The 17,969-nt window shown below is 59.8% G+C and carries 9 protein-coding genes and 2 pseudogenes; 9 read left to right on the forward strand and 2 right to left on the reverse strand.

All coding sequences use genetic code 11. The features are described 5' to 3' along the window. Together H6G62_RS15820 and H6G62_RS15825 are read left to right on the forward strand one after the other, a co-directional pair. Positions 1 to 183 (forward strand): annotated as a pseudogene (locus H6G62_RS15820) (IS630 family transposase); the annotation flags it as partial. 210 nt (positions 184 to 393) lie between these two features. Next, positions 394 to 3,309, forward strand: a complete 2,916-nt coding sequence (locus tag H6G62_RS15825) for a cation-transporting P-type ATPase (RefSeq protein WP_190496854.1) — start codon at positions 394 to 396, stop codon at positions 3,307 to 3,309. Positions 3,310 to 3,366: 57 nt separating this feature from the next. On the opposite strand, the gene H6G62_RS15830 is transcribed toward H6G62_RS15825, so the two are convergent. Next, positions 3,367 to 4,971 carry a toll/interleukin-1 receptor domain-containing protein gene (locus H6G62_RS15830; RefSeq protein WP_190496856.1) on the reverse strand — a complete coding sequence of 535 codons (1,605 nt, stop codon included), beginning with the start codon at positions 4,969 to 4,971 and terminating at the stop codon, positions 3,367 to 3,369. A 74-nt stretch (positions 4,972 to 5,045) separates the two neighbouring features. On the opposite strand from H6G62_RS15830, the gene H6G62_RS15835 reads away from it, so the two are divergent. From H6G62_RS15835 to stpA, 7 genes and pseudogenes are all read left to right on the forward strand, one after another. Next, on the forward strand, positions 5,046 to 6,176 hold the full coding sequence (locus H6G62_RS15835; RefSeq protein WP_199325029.1) for a WG repeat-containing protein: 1,131 nt from the start codon (positions 5,046 to 5,048) through the stop codon (positions 6,174 to 6,176). A 228-nt stretch (positions 6,177 to 6,404) separates the two neighbouring features. Further along, complete coding sequence (locus H6G62_RS15840; RefSeq protein WP_190496858.1) at positions 6,405 to 7,118, forward strand: heme oxygenase (biliverdin-producing); 714 nt, start codon at positions 6,405 to 6,407, stop codon at positions 7,116 to 7,118. A 290-nt stretch (positions 7,119 to 7,408) separates the two neighbouring features. Further along, positions 7,409 to 9,688, forward strand: a complete 2,280-nt coding sequence (locus H6G62_RS15845; protein WP_190496860.1) for a hypothetical protein — start codon at positions 7,409 to 7,411, stop codon at positions 9,686 to 9,688. A gap of 144 nt (positions 9,689 to 9,832) precedes the next feature. Beyond that, positions 9,833 to 11,641, forward strand: a complete 1,809-nt coding sequence (gene mrdA / locus H6G62_RS15850) for a penicillin-binding protein 2 (protein ID WP_190496862.1) — start codon at positions 9,833 to 9,835, stop codon at positions 11,639 to 11,641. A 348-nt stretch (positions 11,642 to 11,989) separates the two neighbouring features. Further along, a complete protein-coding gene (secA, locus tag H6G62_RS15855; RefSeq protein ID WP_190496864.1) occupies positions 11,990 to 14,905 on the forward strand; it encodes a preprotein translocase subunit SecA in 2,916 nt (971 codons plus the stop codon). Between the two features lie 27 nt (positions 14,906 to 14,932). Beyond that, positions 14,933 to 15,555, forward strand: a pseudogene (locus H6G62_RS15860) (transposase); the annotation flags it as partial. A gap of 166 nt (positions 15,556 to 15,721) precedes the next feature. After that, positions 15,722 to 17,029 (forward strand): glucosylglycerol 3-phosphatase, encoded by a 1,308-nt coding sequence (gene stpA / locus H6G62_RS15865; RefSeq protein ID WP_190496866.1) that lies wholly within the window; start codon positions 15,722 to 15,724, stop codon positions 17,027 to 17,029. A 143-nt stretch (positions 17,030 to 17,172) separates the two neighbouring features. Here stpA and H6G62_RS15870 read toward each other — a convergent pair whose 3' ends face one another. Continuing rightward, positions 17,173 to 17,874 carry a DUF3782 domain-containing protein gene (locus tag H6G62_RS15870; RefSeq protein WP_190496868.1) on the reverse strand — a complete coding sequence of 234 codons (702 nt, stop codon included), beginning with the start codon at positions 17,872 to 17,874 and terminating at the stop codon, positions 17,173 to 17,175. Positions 17,875 to 17,969 lie beyond the last annotated feature (95 nt).

Raw genomic sequence — 17,969 nt, forward strand, 5'->3', positions numbered from 1 at the left:
AGTCCGGACTATAATTTAATCGAGTTAGTTTGGCACTCTGCAAAGGAATTCATTGCCAATCGTCTATTTGAGTCGATTGAGGATCTAGAAGCGCTTGTTCATAACCTGTTGAACGAAGGGCAGCTTGTCATCAACTGGGATCGCAAGATCAAAAATAAAGGAAACACAGTCAATGCAATTTAAATGCATATCAGCTTATAGGTGGTGGGAAATGGCAGTGGAGATTGGGCCTGGGCGATAATGGGAGGTAAGAAAGCCCTAGTCCAGTTATTCACAGGCGATTCGCCATTGCTCGTTCTCGACTTAAGCCCCTGTCCTAGGGCCATGGGGCGGGTGTCTATCCTGCATGAATAACAAAGCCATTAGGGTTGTCACGGTTGGGCGAGGTTTGCCATGGTCAGTTCGTTGAACCCGGTCTCTGTGCCGTCTTGGTACGGCCAGGAGGGGGATCGGGTGTTGGCCACCTTCCACAGTTCCCCGGCTGGGTTGTCCTCTGAGGTCGCCGAGGCATCCCTTCAGCGCTACGGCTCCAACGTTTTGCCGGAGGTGCCGCCCCGTTCCCAGTGGGCGATTTGGGTGGCCCAGTTTCGATCTTTGCCCGTGGCGCTACTGACGGTGGCGGCGGTGATTGCCTATTTCACGGGTGGCCCCACCGATGCCTTGGTGATTTTTGGGGTGGTGCTGATCAACGGCGTGATTGGCTATGCCACGGAAAGCCAGTCCGACCGGATTATTCGTTCCCTAGATCATCTGTCTTCGCCGACGGCCTGGGTGCGGCGCAATGGGGATGTGGTGGAACTGGATGCCGCTGCGGTGGTGCCGGGGGATATTCTGGTGCTGCGGCCCGGTTCGTTGGTGGTGGCGGATGGGCGGTTGATCGAGGCCCAGTCCCTCAGTGTGGATGAGTCTGCCCTGACTGGAGAAAGTTTGCCCGTGGGCAAAGCTGTAGAATCCTTGCCCCAGGCCAATTTGCCCCTAGCAGATCGCGCCAACATGGTCTATCGCGGCACCTTGGTCACGGGGGGGCAGGGCTTGGCCGTGGTGGTCGCCACAGGGGCGACCACAGAAATGGGCCAGATCCAAGCCTTGGTGGGGCAATCCAGCCATCCCCCAACGCCCATGGAGCAGCAACTTGACCAGGCTGGGAGTCAATTGGTGTGGATTTCGAGTGCGGTCTGTGCGGTGGTGTTTGGCTTGGGGCTGTGGCGGGGCTATGCCCCCTTGGAGATGCTGACCACGGCGGTGGCCCTGGCGGTGGCGGCGGTGCCGGAGGGCTTGCCAGCGGTGGCGACCACGACCCTGGCCCTGGGCATTTTGGCCATGCGACGGCAGCGAGTTCTCATTCGGCGGCTGGATGCGGTGGAAACCTTGGGATCGCTGCAAACCCTGTGCCTCGACAAAACCGGAACCCTCACCGCCAACCGCATGGCCGTGGCGGAACTGCACACCGATCACACCCACCTCACCCTGACCGATGGGGTGTCCCTCTGGCCGGAGGTCATCCTCCCTGGCCCGCTGCATACCCTGTTGCGAATGGTCGTTCTCTGCAACGAAAGCGAGGTGGCCGATGTCAAGGAGGCTGATCCCCAGCCGGATCCCGTTTCCAAGACTGAATCCGACCCGTTTACCCTCGGTATCAGTGGGCGAGGAGACCTCGCCCCTACGGTGTGTCGGCCTGGGGATCCCAAGCCTCAGCCTATCTTTACCGGATCATCGACGGAAAATGCCCTATTAGCGGTGGCCCATCAGGCGGGAATCGACATTTCTGCCCTGCGCCAAACCTATCCCCAAGGTGCGATTCAACACCGATCCGCCCAGCGCAACGTGATGGCGACGCTGCATTCCATCCCCACGGACGGCTGGCTGGTGGCGGTGAAGGGCAGCCCCCTAGAACTGCTGGCTCGCTGTGCGGTGATGTTAGATAGCCCCAATGTCTCCGTGCTGGCGACGGCTCAACCACTGGAAACCGCTGGGAATCCAGACGCAGACAACGATTGGTCGAGGGAAGCCGCGACCCACTGGTTACCCAACTTGGACGATCCGATTCCCCTCACCCCCACTCAGCGGCAGGCCATCATTGCCCAAAATGAGCGCATGGCCCAGGCGGGGCTGCGGGTGTTGGGGGTGGCCTACGGCTATCCATCGCAAAAGGACGACTGGACGGAAACGCCCTTGGTGTGGCTGGGCTTAGTGGCTATGGCTGATCCCTTGCGGGGGGGGGTGAAGGACACCATCGCCGCCTTCCATCGGGCCGGAATTGCCACGGTGATGGTGACGGGGGATCAACGGGCCACCGCCGCCGCCTTGGGACAAGCCCTCAACCTCGGTCAAGACCAGGATCTCTCGGTGCTGGATGCGACTGAACTGGCCCACCTCTCGGCCACGGACGCCCACGCCCAAATTCAGGAGGTGCAGGTGTTCGCCCGCATTAGTCCGGCGGCTAAGCTTCAGGTGGTGCAGGCGCTTCAGCGGTCGGGGCAGGTGGTGGCGATGACTGGGGACGGCCTTAACGATACCCCCGCCCTCAAGGTGGCTGAGGTGGGCATTGCCATGGGCCACAGCGGCACCGATGCAGCGCGGGAAGTGGCCGACGTGATTTTGCAGGACGACAATCTGGATGCCCTGATTGCCGCCATTGCCCAAGGCCGTACTATCTACAGCAACATTCGCAAGGCGGTTCATTTTTTGCTGGCCACCAACCTCAGCGAAATTATCGTGATGTTTGCGGGCATTAGTCTCGGTCTGGGGGCACCGCTCAATGCCCTGCAACTGCTGTGGCTGAATTTGGTAACGGACATTTTCCCCGGCCTCGCCCTCGCCCTAGAACCTGCGGCATCGGAGGTGCTGACCCAACCCCCGCGCCCCACCACCGAACCCCTGATTCCGGCGGCGGCCTTTCGGCGCATGGTGTTGGAGGCCACGGTGATCGCTGCCAGCGCCCTTGCGGCCTATGGTTATGCCATTCATGCCTACGGTATCGGTGCCCAGGCCAGCACGGTGGGATTCATGGCGCTTACCCTGGGGCAGTTGCTCCATGCCCTGGTGTGCCGTTCTCGCCAGCGACATCTGTTTCGTCGCCCTGCCCTGGCTCCTAATCGCTATTTGGGGCTGGCGTTAATGCTCTCGATTACCCTTCAGTTTTTGGCCCTGTTTATCCCAGCCCTGGGGCGGTTGCTACATATTGTGCCCCTTTGCCCCGTGGATGCGGTGGTCGTGACCCTAGCGGCCCTGCTGCCCGTGGTGATTAACGAAACCACCAAGCCTGCCTCCTTTGAAGCCCCCAATCCCGACCTTCCAGAGACGATGTAGGGGCAAGATCTCCTTGTCCTGCCGCGTCCCCCTGTCCCCCTGTCCCCCTGTCACACCTCAGCGGTGGATGCGCTGGGCAAGCCAGGTCTTCATGTGATCGGTCATCTGGGCTAGGATTTGGCGGGGAGAGTCGCTGTGGGTGGGGAGGGTAGTCCGACGCAGGCTTTCGGTGATGAATAGTTCCTGCAAATAGATGGGCCGATGGCGAGATCGTTGCTGGGCCTCCTGGATCCAGCGATGGTAGGTGCGGGCCTCCTGGGGGGACAGCAATCCGTTGGGGTGGCGCTGCTGTCGTTCCCAGCGCAGGGCAGCCATCAGCAGTTGGGTGTGGGTACGGTGATAGTCGGCCTCGTGGCGCAGGGCTTGTATCAGTTGCCGTCCGGCGTTGGTGGTGGATAGGGGCGGCTTGGCCCCGCGTAAATCGACCCAGGGCATCCCCTGGAGCGGCTCCGGGAGGTGATCGGCATCCACCGTGGATAGCAGCACAGGTACGATGCGTTTATTCATGCTGAGGGCAAACAGCAGCCCCTCTAAACAGAGGGCATGGCCTAGGGCATGGGGCGATAGCAAAATGACGTAGTTATCACAGGCTTCGGTGGCGCGGGAGAGGGCAATTTCCAAGTTGGCCTCAGGGGGGCAGTCGTTGTGAAGATCCCACATCGAAATGCCTGCGGCCTGGAGCAAGTCGCGCAGGGCATCAAGGCTGGCAGGGCCGCCTGGGCTAAGGGGTATCTCCCGATCTCCATCGGCATAGGCCAACAGCACCGTCACGATGGCGTCGTCGGTGCTCTGGGTGCTGGCGATAATGAAATCTTGCTGTAGGGCGGTGGGCTGACAGGTGGGGCCAGACGCCTGGGTGATGGCATTGAGCCACTGAATCGCCTGGGTGAGGTCGGATTCCGTCAGCCAATGCTGGGCCGCATAGTCATGGCTGGACCATTGCAAAGCCCGCACCAAAAGACGACTGTGTTGGTGAATCAACTCCGCTTGATCTTGCAAGGTCTCGATGAGCTGAAGCAACGAGGTCGAAGGGACATCCCCCTCCACCTGCACCGCCATCTGCACCAGCCAAGGGTTAGTCTGACGATGACTCTCCCACTCCATCAGATCGGCTAGGGCTGACAATGCCTCCATGGGGTCACGGTCTAGGAGGTCACGATCTAGCGTCGTGAAGTCCTGACTGGTTAGGGCGAAATGTGTGGGATCAGCATTGGCCAAGTCGGCACCCGCGAGATCGTCACTTGAGAGATCGGGATTTATGCCATCGGAACTTGTGCCATCGAAATTGGCGATGCGGTCGGAATTTGCGCGGTCGGAATGTGTGGCATCGGTTAAGGTTTCGCTATCCGCTTCATCGGTGGCGTCGAGGCCGTCTTCCTCAGGCACAAGGGGAACAATCACAAACAGGCGCTTGTGGTAAGCCATGGCCTGCTCAATCATGGCCCTAACATCATTGGGATAGACGGTAGGGGTTGCCACAAGCAGGACATTGTGGGCATGGCTCACCACCGCATCAATGGTATTGGGGGCATGGCTGGGGGGCAATGTCGCGGGTTGCCAAGCCGTATAGCCGTATTGCTTCAACCATTGGTTCAGCCGATCAGCATAGGGCTGATGACTGGAATGGCCGACTAAAATCAAGGCATCATAGAAAGAAAGCAAAGCCTGCACCTACTTTGTGATGAGCACCCTGATCGAATTGGAATGATGCTGTAATTCTAAATGGCGCGGTCAATATGGCACCCTTTCAGATCCCAACCTGGCCCCTCCCTCGCCTCGCCCTGCCGTTAGGCCTAGGGTTCCTAGTTGGCTTGGCTGGGGCACCGGGGAACCCGCCTCAACCAACGGCGACCGCCATGGTACAGTTCATCGATCCGTCCTCCCTTAAGGGTTCTAGCTCCATGCTTCGTCCGCTGCTGTTTGACCAGGTTTCTGATTTTGCCGAAGGGGTAGCGATGGTGCAAGTCGGTTCCCGCCTTGGCTACCTCGACACCAGCGGGCACCTGCGCATTACCGTGTTCGACCCTGCGGTGACGGTGGCCTCAGCGTATGCCGAATCCCTAGCCCTGGCGCGGGCAGGCGACTACTACGGCTATCTTAACCGCCAAGGGGAATGGGCCATTGCCGTGCAGTTTCGACAGGCCAAAGCCTTTGCCCAGGGGCTGGCAGCGGTGCAGGGCGGCACCAAGTACGGCTTTATTAACCTGCTAGGGGAGTGGGTGATTGAACCTCAGTTTGACCTGGCCGACTCCTTCTCGGAGGGGCGAGCCGTGGTGAAGGTGGCGGATCGCTACGGCTACATTAATACCCAGGGGCGGCTGGTGATTGCCCCCCAGTTGAAAGACGCTTGGCGCTTTGCTGAGGGGCTGGCGGTGGCCAAACAGAACGATCAGTACGGCTACATTAACCCCGCTGGCGTGATGGTGATTCCCGCCGTCTACGATGGAGCCTTTCATTTTTCGGAAGGGTTGGCCCGCGTGCGCCAGGGTCGCTTCTTCGGCTACATCACCCCCCAGGGAGACTGGGTCATCGAGCCCACCCTAGCCTTTGCCGCCGAATTTGCCGATGGGCGAGCCGCCGTCCTATCCGGAGACAAATGGGGCTACCTCGATCCCGCTGGGCACCTAGCCATCCCCCCCCGCTTTGACTACGCCGCCAACTTTTCCGAGGGGCTCGCTGCCGTGCAGGTAGACGGACGCTACGGCTACATCAACCCCAGGGGTGATTGGGTGGTAGATCCCACCTATAGCAACGCTGGCCCCTTTTCCGAAGGATGGGCTAGGGTGCAGATGAATGGATCCTGGGGCTTTATCGACATTACGGGGGAACCCATGGTGGGGGCAGGCTTCCATCCCTTGAATTTCTAACCAGCCCACAGTTCAAGCCAAGGAGAGGCGGCGCTCGGGCCAGCCCCGCATAGCCCCGCAGGCTTGACACAGCGCAACAAAGGGATCACAACCCTTGATGCTCCGTAAAAAAACGTAATGAAAAGGGTTCTCAGATCAGTCTAAGTTAACCATTACGGTGATTTAACAATCTGGGCCAAGCCCCATTGCATGTTGTTTTCCAATTAGACCTAGAGCGAGACGTTTAGCATGAGCAACCTATCAACCGAGCTGCGCGAAGGTACCCAAAAAGCCCATACCATGGCCGAAAACATGGGGTTTGTGCGCTGCTTTTTGCGGGGTGTCGTTGAGAAAAACTCCTACCGTAAACTGGTGGCCAACTTCTACTACGCCTACGCGGCCATGGAAGAAGAACTAGAGCGCCACAAAGATCATCCCGTCGTCTCGACTGTTTACTTCCCGGAACTGCACCGCAAGGCATCCCTAGAGGCCGATCTCGCCTACTACTATGGCCCCAACTGGCGCGACCAAATTGCCATGACCCCCGGTGGTCAAGCCTACGTCAACCGCATTCGCGAGGTGGGCAACACCCAGCCCGAACTGCTGGTCAGCCACTCCTACACCCGCTACATCGGCGACCTGTCGGGGGGGCAAATCCTCAAGGGGATCGCCCAGCGGGCCATGAACCTCAACGATGGCGAGGGCACCGCTTTCTATGAATTCCCTGACATTGCCGACGAGAAAGCCTTTAAGGCGACGTATCGGCAATCCATGGACGCTGCCCCCGTGGATGAGACCATGATTGCCGCCATCGTGGAAGAGGCCAACGACGCCTTTGGCATGAACATGGAAATGTTCAAAGAACTGGAAGGCAACCTGATCAAGGCCATCGGTCAAATGCTGTTCAACAGCCTCACCAGCCGCAAGCGTCGGGGCAGCACCGAACTCGCTACCGCTGAATAACCTATCGCTTGGTTCGGTCGGGCTTTTGGGCGAACCTGGATTGGTTCGTAAGCCCGCTGCCGCCTCTCACACCGCTGATCGACCATCGCACCGCTGGTTATGGCGGCATGGCTTCCACCGTTTGGGGGTCTGGTTTTCCTGAAGTATCGGGAAGGTCAGAAAAGGAAGGTATGTCTATCCCAGGAATCGGCGGTGGGTGGGTGTGGCTAAGAAATCCTAATTTTCCCGGCTCCCATCCCTAGGTTCTGGATAGAGTTAAGGAGGTGTTGGAGCAGGAGCACAGAATGGCGATGGTCAACCAACCACAATCGGTTCCCTACCCAGAGGGGCCGCGACTCGAACCGGAGAAAACTCCAGTTAGCCCCGATCCGCCCCCGCCGCCGCCCTTTACCATGGCGGCGATGGGGGCGGACGTTCATTTCGCCATGCCCGAAGTCATTCAACATCTTCCTAGGCATACGGCAAATCCGCCTCGCCCCAGTCGCGCCCATGGGATTCCTTGGCGTTGGTTGTTGCTGTCGTTTTTGAGCTGTGTGGCCACGAGCGCCGCCGCCGTGGGAGCGTTTTTGTGGTTGGTCAACCTGCCCCCCAGCACCAACTGCGAGGATCCCACCCAGATCACCACCGACCGATCCGCCCTCTCCTGTGCCCAGACGGCGGCGGATGATGGCGATCTGGAGGCCGTGCTGGCGGGGCTTACCCTGGTACAGGGCTGGGGGGCCGAACACTGGCTCTCCCACGAAACGCAGCCCTTGGTTGAGGAGTGGTCGGCGGTAGTCGTGGCCGCAGCAGAGCAGGAACTGCGCCAGGGTCGCCGTGAGGAGGCCGAAGCCCTGATTGGCTACATTCCCCCGGAGAGTTCTTGGCACGTCGCCGGACAGGACTTGCTGGCGGGGTGGAACGAAGAGTGGGAGGAGGGATCGGCCCTGGTGACGACGGCCCAAGCGGCCATGGCCAATCAGGACTGGCGGACGGCCTCGGCCCAGATATTGGCCCTAGGAGAACTGACCCATCCCCACTGGCGGGAGGAGCAGGTGTTGGCCCTTTCACGGCAAATGCAGGCGGAACAGCAGGCCCATGCCCAAATCCGCAGGGCGGTGGCCCTGGCCTCTGCCGGAGGCGCGGAACCGCTCATGGCGGCTATGGATCTGCTGCTGCCGTTGACCTCGGATCTGTTGGCCTACACCACGGCCCAAACCTACCTTGACCGCTGGAGCGATTTACTCTTGGCGGAGGGGCTTCAGCGCTGGTACAACGGTGATCTGGCGCAGGCCATCCAAATTACCGAGACGGTGGCCCGTCATCCCAGCCGCGCCAAGGTGGCCCAGGAGTTGATGTGGCTCAGCCAAGCCCGCCAACTGGCCCGCCAAAGTCTGGGCGACTGGAAGGTTAACCCTGGCCAGATGGCGACGATCTACAAGGCCATGCTGCTGGCGAATTGGATTTCCACGGATAGCCCCTACCATCCCCAGGCCCAGTCTAGTGTGGATACCTGGCGCACTCATCTAGAGGGCATGGGCACTCTCCAACTGGCCCAAATCGCCGGGAGCGTTCACCAGGTCAACACCCTCAAATTGGCGATCCGACAGGCAGAACTCATTCCCCCCGATCACCCCCGCCGCGCCCAGGCCCAAACCCTGCTGGCCCACTGGCGTCAGGCCCTCGAACGGCTAGAGGACGCCCCCTACCTCAGTCAGGCCCATCAGTGGGCCAAAACCAATACCCCGGCAGCCCTGCGTCAGGCCATTGCCAGCGCTAGCCGCATCACCGCCCACCGTGCCCTGCGAGGGGAGGCCCAAAGTTGGATCTATGTTTGGGCACACCGTCTACAAATTCTGGAGGATCGGCCTGTCCTTGATCGGGCCTATAGCCTAGCCGAAAAGGGGCAGTTGTCCCAGGCGATGGCTGAAGCCTCGCTGGTGCGGTCCGGACGCGCCCTCTACAACGAAGCACAAACCGCCATGGGCCAGTGGCAACGTACCATTGCCGCTCAAGAGCAGGCTCTCTACGCGCCCCCGCAACGGTTGCCAGATCCCCTGTCCAGGGATCCGCAGCCCTCGGTCAAGCCCTCCCGCCCCACGCCCTCCGTCGCCCCACCGGCCTCGGCACGGCGTCCCAGTGTCTCACCCACGCCATCGACGGCCCCAGCCCGCCCCTCGGATCCAGTGGGCCCAGTCGTTCCGGCCCAGTCCCCCGCGCCCAATCCCTACCAGGACCAAGACGGATCGTTACCCGACCGCATTGAAACCGTCCCCGGCCATGACCTACCCTTGCCCAGCCGATCCGTTGATCTGCCGCCTCGGCCCTTAACCCCTCCGATGACGCCGCCCCGGATCCCCACGGCCCCGCCCGTCATCACCGGGCCACCGCCCACGGCAACTCCCCAACCCATGTCGCCATCGCCCATTCAGGTGTTGCCCCCCACTCAGCCCTCCATGCCCACTGCCCCTGACTCCACCTCCCAGGGATCCACCGTGCCGCCCTTGTCCCGTAGCGCGACCGCCAATTCCCCGATCTCCACCCACAATACAGACGTTCTATATACAGGTGCCCTCTATGCGGGTTTCTAGCGGTGGGATCGGGCCGTAGCGCTGTCGGGGCTCAGTCCCCTGGGCCTTGCTGGGGCCGAACCGGGTAGCCCATGGCTGGGTGCTATCATGACTTTCTGTAAACATAGTCCGTTGCCCCTGTCAGGCAAGCGTGGTGGGTATTCCATGGCTCTTATTCAACAGTTGCCCTCAAAGCTGCCCACCAAGGTGGGTTCCCTCCATGGTGGGCGCACCGTGGGGCGTAACTTCCAGGCGGTATTTCTACTCTTACTGTTTGTGTCCATTCTGGGAGCCTTTGGTCTGCGGTTGTTTCAGCTTCAGGTGGTGGATGGTGAACGCAACCGACAACGGGCCGACAGCAACCGGGTACGCCTGGTGCCCAAGCGTCCGGCTCGGGGAACGATTACCGACCGCAACGGCAAAATTCTGGCGGGCAGTCGGCTCTCCCATACGGTGTCCATTTGGCCCATTGCCCTACCCAAGGAAGAATGGCCAGCAGTGATTGATCGCCTTGCCACGGTGCTGAAGATGCCCGCAGAGGACATTCAGCGGCGGGTAGAGCAGGCGGGCTATTCCTCCCTAGAGTCGATCACCGTGGCCCAGGGGATTAGCACCGCCCAGGCCACGGCTCTCTCGGAATACATCAGCGAACTGCCGGGGGTGCGACTGGAAGCCGAGGCCGTCCGCAACTACCCCAACGGCGACCTCGCCGCCCATGTGCTGGGCTACACCGGAGAACTCACCGACGAGCAACTGGCCAATCGGCGGGAAGATGGCTATCGCATGGGAGACGTGGTGGGGCAATCGGGGGCGGAATCGGCCTTTGAGTCTACCCTGCGGGGAACCTGGGGCGGACAACAGGTGGAGGTAGACAGCGCCGGACGGATTATCCAAATCTTGGGCGACAAGCCCTCGGTGTCGGGGCGCGATGTGCAGTTGACCCTTGATAGCGAACTGCAACGGGCCGCCGAAGCCGCTCTAGGCACCCGTCGCGGTGCAATTGTGGCGATGGATGCCAACAATGGCGCAATCCTGGCCATGGCCAGTTGGCCCACCTACGATCCCAACATTTTCACAGGCCCCATTAGCCAAGCCCAGTGGGCGCAGCTTCAGGGATCCAACCATCCCTTTTTGAACCGGGCACTGCGGGCCTTTCCCCCGGCCAGCACCTTCAAAATTGTCACCACGGCGGCAGCTATCGACCTGGGGGGATGGGATCCCAACACCGTCCTGCCCACCTATCCTTACCTCCAAGTGGGTGGGGTGCGCTTTGGGGAATGGAACCACGCCGGATTTGGGCCGTTGGGGTTCACAGGGGCGATGGCCTGGAGTAGCGACACCTTTTTCTACCAAACCGCCCGTCGCATGGGTGGCCCGCCGCTGATTGAGATGACCCGGCGCTTCGGCTTTGGCCGCAAAACTGGAATTGAACTGGGGGTGGAGGAAAGCGCAGGGCTGGTCCCCGATGATGATTGGAAGCAGGAAGCCCTGGGCACCTCCTGGGTGATCGGCGACGCCATTAATATGTCCATTGGCCAGGGATACCTGACCGCTACCCCGCTCCAGGTGGCCATGATGTTTGCGGTTCCCGCCAACGGAGGCTACCTCGTGCAGCCCCACATCCTAAAAGACAACGAGGAATCCCGCAGTTGGCGCGAATCCGTCAACCTCAGTGATGTTACTCTCGACATTTTGCATCGAGGGCTGCGTCAGGTGATTACCGGGGGGACGGCCAAGGCCCTGAACGTGTCCCATATTCCCCCCTTTGCGGGCAAAACGGGCACCGCCGAAGCCGATCCAGGGTTATCCCACGCTTGGTTCGGAGCCTACGCTCCCTTCGAGAACCCGGAAGTGGTGGTGGTGGCCTTTGCGGAACATTCCGGCGGCGGCGGCGGCAAGGTGGCAGCTCCCATGGTGCTCCAGGTACTCGAAGCCTACTTTGGTCACCAACGGGAGGAATCCGATCAGCCCTAGGGACAGAACCCCGGCTTCTCGGCTAGCGGGTCAGCCCTGGTTGACGGACGAAACGTGTCAGAACCTCAATCCGTCCAAGGGTCAGGAGACCTGCCCCCTGCCTTATCCCAATCCGGTAGGGGCGCGAAAACCGCGCCCAACAACGATTAACAGCAACCGAGCTTCTCAGCAAATCCCTCCCCTGTGCTGAGGGATTAACCAGGTGCCCATGGCCCAGGTGTTAGGATAATAAAGCCCTTTTAGCCGCTGTTTGGCTGGGGGCGAGTGTGGAGATTGCCCCTTGTTGGGCGGTTTGTCCTACGATTTACTAAGAAATCATATCCCCTACCCTATCCGGCTGTTGTATTCATGCTGAAGAACCTGCTTGGTGACCCCAACGCCCGCAAACTCAAGCGGTATCGTCCCGATGTCGTGGAAATCAACCTGCTGGAGGAGGAAGTCCAAAAGCTGTCCGATGAGGCACTGGCGGGTAAAACAGCGGAATTTAAGCAGCGTCTAGAGAAGGGCGAAACCCTCGACGACCTGCTGCCCGAAGCCTTTGCGGTGGTGCGGGAAGCCTCGAAGCGGGTGCTGGGGATGCGCCACTTCGATGTGCAGCTGATCGGCGGCATGGTGCTCCACGATGGCCAAATTGCCGAAATGAAAACCGGGGAAGGCAAAACCCTGGTGGCCACGTTGCCCTCCTACCTGAACGCGCTGACCGGGAAAGGTGCCCACGTCGTGACGGTGAACGACTACCTGGCCCGCCGCGACGCCGAATGGATGGGGCAGGTACACCGCTTTTTGGGTCTCAGCGTGGGGCTAATTCAGCAGGGGATGTCCCCGGCGGAGCGCAAGATTAACTACGGCTGCGACATCACCTACGGCACCAACAGCGAGTTCGGCTTCGACTACCTGCGCGACAACATGGCCACCGCCATGGCCGATGTGGTGCAGCGCCCCTTCAACTTCTGCGTCATCGACGAAGTAGACTCGATTCTGATCGACGAGGCCCGCACGCCGCTGATCATCTCTGGCCAAGTGGAGCGCCCCAGCGAGAAATACACCCAGGCCGCTGTGGTGGCGGATTTCTTCTGGCGCGAGAAGCAGGTGGCCAAGAAGGAATACGACGAAAAGCAGGCCAGGGCTGAGGAACTGGAACGGGAAGGACACAAGGCCGAGGCGCGGGAACTGTACCTCGCCGCCGAGGTGGCCAAGGCCCGCATGGAGTACTACTATGAGGCCGACGAAAAGGCCCGCAACGTGCTGCTGACGGACGAAGGCTTCATCAAGGCTGAGGAAATGCTGGGCGTCACCGACCTGTTCGACCCCAAGGATCCCTGGGCGCACTACATTTTCAACGCCATTAAGGCCGAAGAACTGTTCACCAAGGATGTGAACTACATCGTCCGCAACGGCGAAATTGTGATTGTGGATGAATTTACCGGACGGGTAATGCCCGGTCGCCGCTGGAGCGATGGTCTACACCAGGCCATCGAAGCCAAGGAGCATGTGGAAATCCAGCCGGAAACCCAAACCCTGGCCAGCATCACCTACCAAAACTTCTTCCTGCTCTACCCCAAACTCTCCGGGATGACGGGCACCGCCAAAACCGAAGAGGCGGAATTTGAGCGCATCTACAAGCTAGAAGTCACCATCGTGCCCACCAACCGGGTGCCCGCCCGCAAAGACTTGTCCGACGTGGTCTACAAAACCGAAGAGGCCAAGTGGAACGCGGTGGCCGAAGAGTGCGCCCAAATGCATGAAAACGGTCGGCCTGTGCTGGTCGGCACCACCAGCGTCGAAAAATCCGAGGTGCTGTCGGCCCTGCTGAGCCAGCGCGGCGTACCCCACAACCTGCTGAACGCCAAACCCGAAAACGTGGAGCGGGAATCGGAGATTGTGGCCCAGGCCGGACGCAGCGGAGCCGTCACCATCGCCACTAACATGGCCGGACGCGGCACCGACATCATCCTGGGCGGCAACGCCGACTACATGGCCCGTCTGAAGGTGCGGGAATACCTGATGCCCCGCATCGTGAAGCCCGAAGACGAGGACGAATTTTCCGTCACCACCGTCCCTGGTGCCCAGAGCCGCAACAAGGCCCAGGGCTTCGGCACAGGCAAACCCGCCAAAACCTGGAAAGCCTCGGCGGACATCTTCCCCATCGATCTCTCTGCCGATGCCATTGCCAACCTGAAAGCCGCTGTGGACTTGGCGGTGAAAACCTACGGCGAACGCAGCCTGCCGGAACTGCAAGCCGAAGACAAGCTTGCCGTGGCTGCCGAAAAAGCCCCCACCGATGATCCGGTGATCCAGGCCATTCGCGATGCCTACAACCAAATCCGCCACGAGTACGAAAGCTTCACCAGCACGGAACACCAAACCGTGGTGCAGCGGGGTGGTCTCCATGTGATCGGCACCGAGCGCCACGAATCTCGCCGCATTGACAACCAGCTTCGAGGTCGGGCCGGACGCCAGGGCGACCCCGGTTCCACCAAGTTCTTCCTGAGTCTGCAAGACAACCTGCTGCGAATCTTCGGCGGCGACCGCGTGGCGGGCCTCATGAACGCCTTCCGCGTCGAAGAAGACATGCCCATCGAATCGGGAATGCTAACCCGTTCCCTGGAGGGGGCGCAGAAAAAGGTCGAAACCTATTACTACGACATCCGTAAACAGGTGTTTGAGTACGACGAGGTGATGAACAACCAGCGTCGTGCCATCTACGCCGAGCGGCGACGGGTGCTGGAGGGCGACAAGCTGAAGGACATGGTGATTGGCTACGCCGAACAAACCATGGACGACATCGTGCAAGCCTACATCAACCCCGAACTGCCGCCGGAGGAATGGAAACTGCCGGAAATGGTGGACAAGGTGAAAGAGTTTGTCTACCTGCTGGCCGACCTCACCCCCGAACAACTGGAAAACCTCTCCGTGGGCGAAATCCGCACCTTCCTCCACGAGCAGGCCCGCATTGCCTACGACATCAAAGAAGCCCAGGTCGATCAGGTCAAACCCGGTCTGATGCGCGAGGCCGAGCGGTTCTTCATCCTCCAGCAGATCGATAGCCTCTGGCGCGACCACCTGCAACAGATGGACGCCCTACGGGAAACCGTGGGTCTGCGCGGCTACGGCCAAAAGGATCCCCTGATCGAGTACAAGAGCGAAGGCTACGAACTCTTCCTCGACATGATGACGGGCATCCGCCGCAATGTGGTCTACACCCTGTTCCAGTTCCAACCCCAACCCCAACCCCAGGTGGCCACCCAGGTGCCCCAAGCCTAGGGAAGGCCCTGGCTGCTCTGGAGCAACCGATTCAACTCTATGCTGCTGCCGCTGTACTTGAAACGGGCTAGCAGCGTGGAGGAACTGCTGCCGTGGCTGTATCTCAAAGGGGTGTCAACGGGCGACTTTAGCGAAGCCCTGAGTGCGCTGTTCGGGCCTGAGGCCAAAGGGGTCTCTCCCGCCACGATTAGTCGGTTGAAGGCGAAGTGGAGCAAGATGGGCAGCAGCGGTCATGACGACAGCAGCGCTACGTCTATATTTGGGCCGATGGCATCGACTTCAATATTCGTGCTGATGAACGACAGTGCATTCTGGTTATCAGCGGCGTCGGAGACGGGGCCTTAGGTTTTTGGAAAGCCCTGCCTCAAGTGTTTCCAGCCACGAAGACCCAACGCGGCTGGGTGCATAAGACCGCTAACGTGCTCAACAAGCTACCGAAGCGCCAGCAACCGGAGGCCAAACGAGCGATTTGGGAGATTTATCGAGCTGAGTCCAAAACAGAGGCCCACAAGGCCTTAGACCGCTTTAGCAAGACCTACCAGGCGAAGTATCCAGAAACCGTCACCGATCTGCTCAAAGACCGAGATTTCCTGCTGACCTTCTTCGGTTTCCCCGCTGAGCATTGGGCGCATATTCGCACCACCCAACCGAGTTAACCCAACAGCAGGACGCCGCCTAATCTCCTGCCATACACCAGATTTGACTATATCTCCTCATGAAACCCCAACGCCCCTAAGTCCAGTATCAGCCCTGAGCCAGATACGCGAGGATAGCGACCTTGGTAGGCTCATGCTGTGCGTTTTGGTACCTGGACTTATGGTATTTTTGGCAACCTCCCTCCCCCTGCATCAGCAAACCTTTTCGTTAGATCATCGGGCTTGGGTTGAGATCCTAGCGACCACACCCAACCTGTTGGTCATTCAGGACTTAGATGGAGTCTGCATGGATCTGGTTGCCAATCCGCTGGATCGGCGAATTGATCTGGACTATGTGCAGGCCACCCAAGCGTTCGAGGGACATTTTTATGTCCTCACCAATGGCGAACATACGGGCACTAGGGGCGTCAATCCCATTGTGGAACGGGCCTGGGGCGGACGAGAGGCCGTGGTGAGCAACGAGGGCTATTTGCCGGGTCTGGCGGCGGGAGGTGTGCAGTGGCAAAGTCGATCAGGTCAGGTCAGCCACCCAGGAGTGAGTAGGGCAGAACTGGAGTTTTTGGCGGCAGTGCCGGAACAGATGCGCCAGCGCCTCACAGATTTTTGGCGGCAACGACCGGGACTTTTACCAGAAACGGCGGTGAGTCAAGGGATTGCGGCGGCGGTGCTGGATAATTTGGCCTCACCCACCGTCAACCTCAACACCCTCCAGGCCCAACTTCAGGCAGCAGGGGATCACGATGGATCCATCTACGCTGACCTGCAACGAGCCATGGCCGATCTGATGGCGGATTTACTGAATCAAGCGGCCACCCAAGGGCTAGGGGATTCGTTCTTTGTGCACTATGCCCCCAACCACGGACGGCGGGCCGATGGTCAAGAGGAGTTGTGGCTGGGTGAAGGGGCAGAATCGGGCACCACGGATTTTCAGTTCATGGTGCGGGGAGCGATTAAGGAAGCGGGGGTACTGGCGCTACTCAATCGCTACTATGCCGACAAAACGGGGGAGTTTCCCCTAGGAGAAGGTTTCAACGTGCGTCAGGCTCCCCAGCATCTGCTGGAACTGCTGGCCCTGGCCGAAGCCCATTTCGACCCTCTGCTAATGCCGACCCTGGTGGGCGTGGGAGATACTGTGACTAGCCGATGGATCATGGAGAAAGAGGGGCAACCCACGGTGCAGCGGGGGGGCAGTGATCGCCTCTTTTTGCAATTGATACAAGACCTGGGAGACCGTTTTAACCGGGGCAACCTTGTCACCTATGTGGACAGCAGCGGGGGCCAGGTGAAAAATCGCAAAGCCCTGAAATTAGGACATCACAATGGCCGAATCGTCGTCACTGAAGGCCCCGCCGATCCCCGCGATACCGCCGATCCCCTGCGGCTGAATGTGGTGTTTCCGGGAGGGCATCGGCAATACTGCGCCGCCTTCCAAACCGCTGCCCAGCATCGCCGCCCTATCAACGGTTGATCAACCAAGGTTGATCTAACGGTTACCCAGGTTCAGCAGATCGCACACTCACAGTAGAGCAGCCATCTGGGCGGTTTCTTTGGCAGGCAGGACCCGCCCTACCGTGGCCTTTTCGATCTACTAAGGTTGAAATCCTGATTGATCTACCAGTTGTGTGGCTGAAATTGCCTATCGTTGAGAATCGCCATGGTTTCTCCCGACTGCACTAGCACAAACAGCCCTTGGCGATAGGCATAGCGGTCGGCCCCTGCATCAATGCCAATACCCGCCACCGCTCCATAGAGTTGGCGCTGTTCGTATTCCGGAAAAAACTCACGAAAGTGGCTTAATTTCTCCCCAAAGTCCTTCACATCATCCACGCTCAGGGTGCTTTTTACCTCCACCGCCAACACATGATTCTGGTTTAACACCAGCACGTCAATCTCCATGGAGTCGCCGTTCTGGCGCTGCCTTACCCGCTGGCTCACCCGATGGACGGGAATGCCCCACTCCAGGAAAATCGTTTCGCAAGCCGGAGCTACCAGATTTTCCACGAATAACCCCCACTTGCCGCCCAGACTGCCAATTTGCTGGCTCAATTGGCGGTTAATACGTCGATTTTCCGCTGCTGTCTCCTGAATTTTGCGATCCGTTTCCTGGGACTGCTCCCGCATCAACCGCTCGGTTGCTTGAAAGCGGCGTTCGGCTGCTTGAGAGCGGCGTTCGGCTTCCTGGGATTGCTCCCGGAGGAACTGTCTCATTTCCTGGAACTGGTGATCGGTTTCCTGAAAACGGCGTTCGGTTTCCTGCTGGGCGGTGGCGAGTTCGCCTAACAAACGCCACACATCATCTGCGGTTGTGGCCATGGCTGTGCGTCCAAGAGTAGATCACTCTATTTTAATTCGGCTGATTACATCGGATGGGCCTCGGCTTGCCGTTCAGCCAATCGAGTCATGGTAAT

Origin of the sequence: Phormidium sp. FACHB-1136 (assembly GCF_014697375.1) — a bacterium.
GTDB lineage: Bacteria > Cyanobacteriota > Cyanobacteriia > Phormidesmidales > Phormidesmidaceae > Nodosilinea.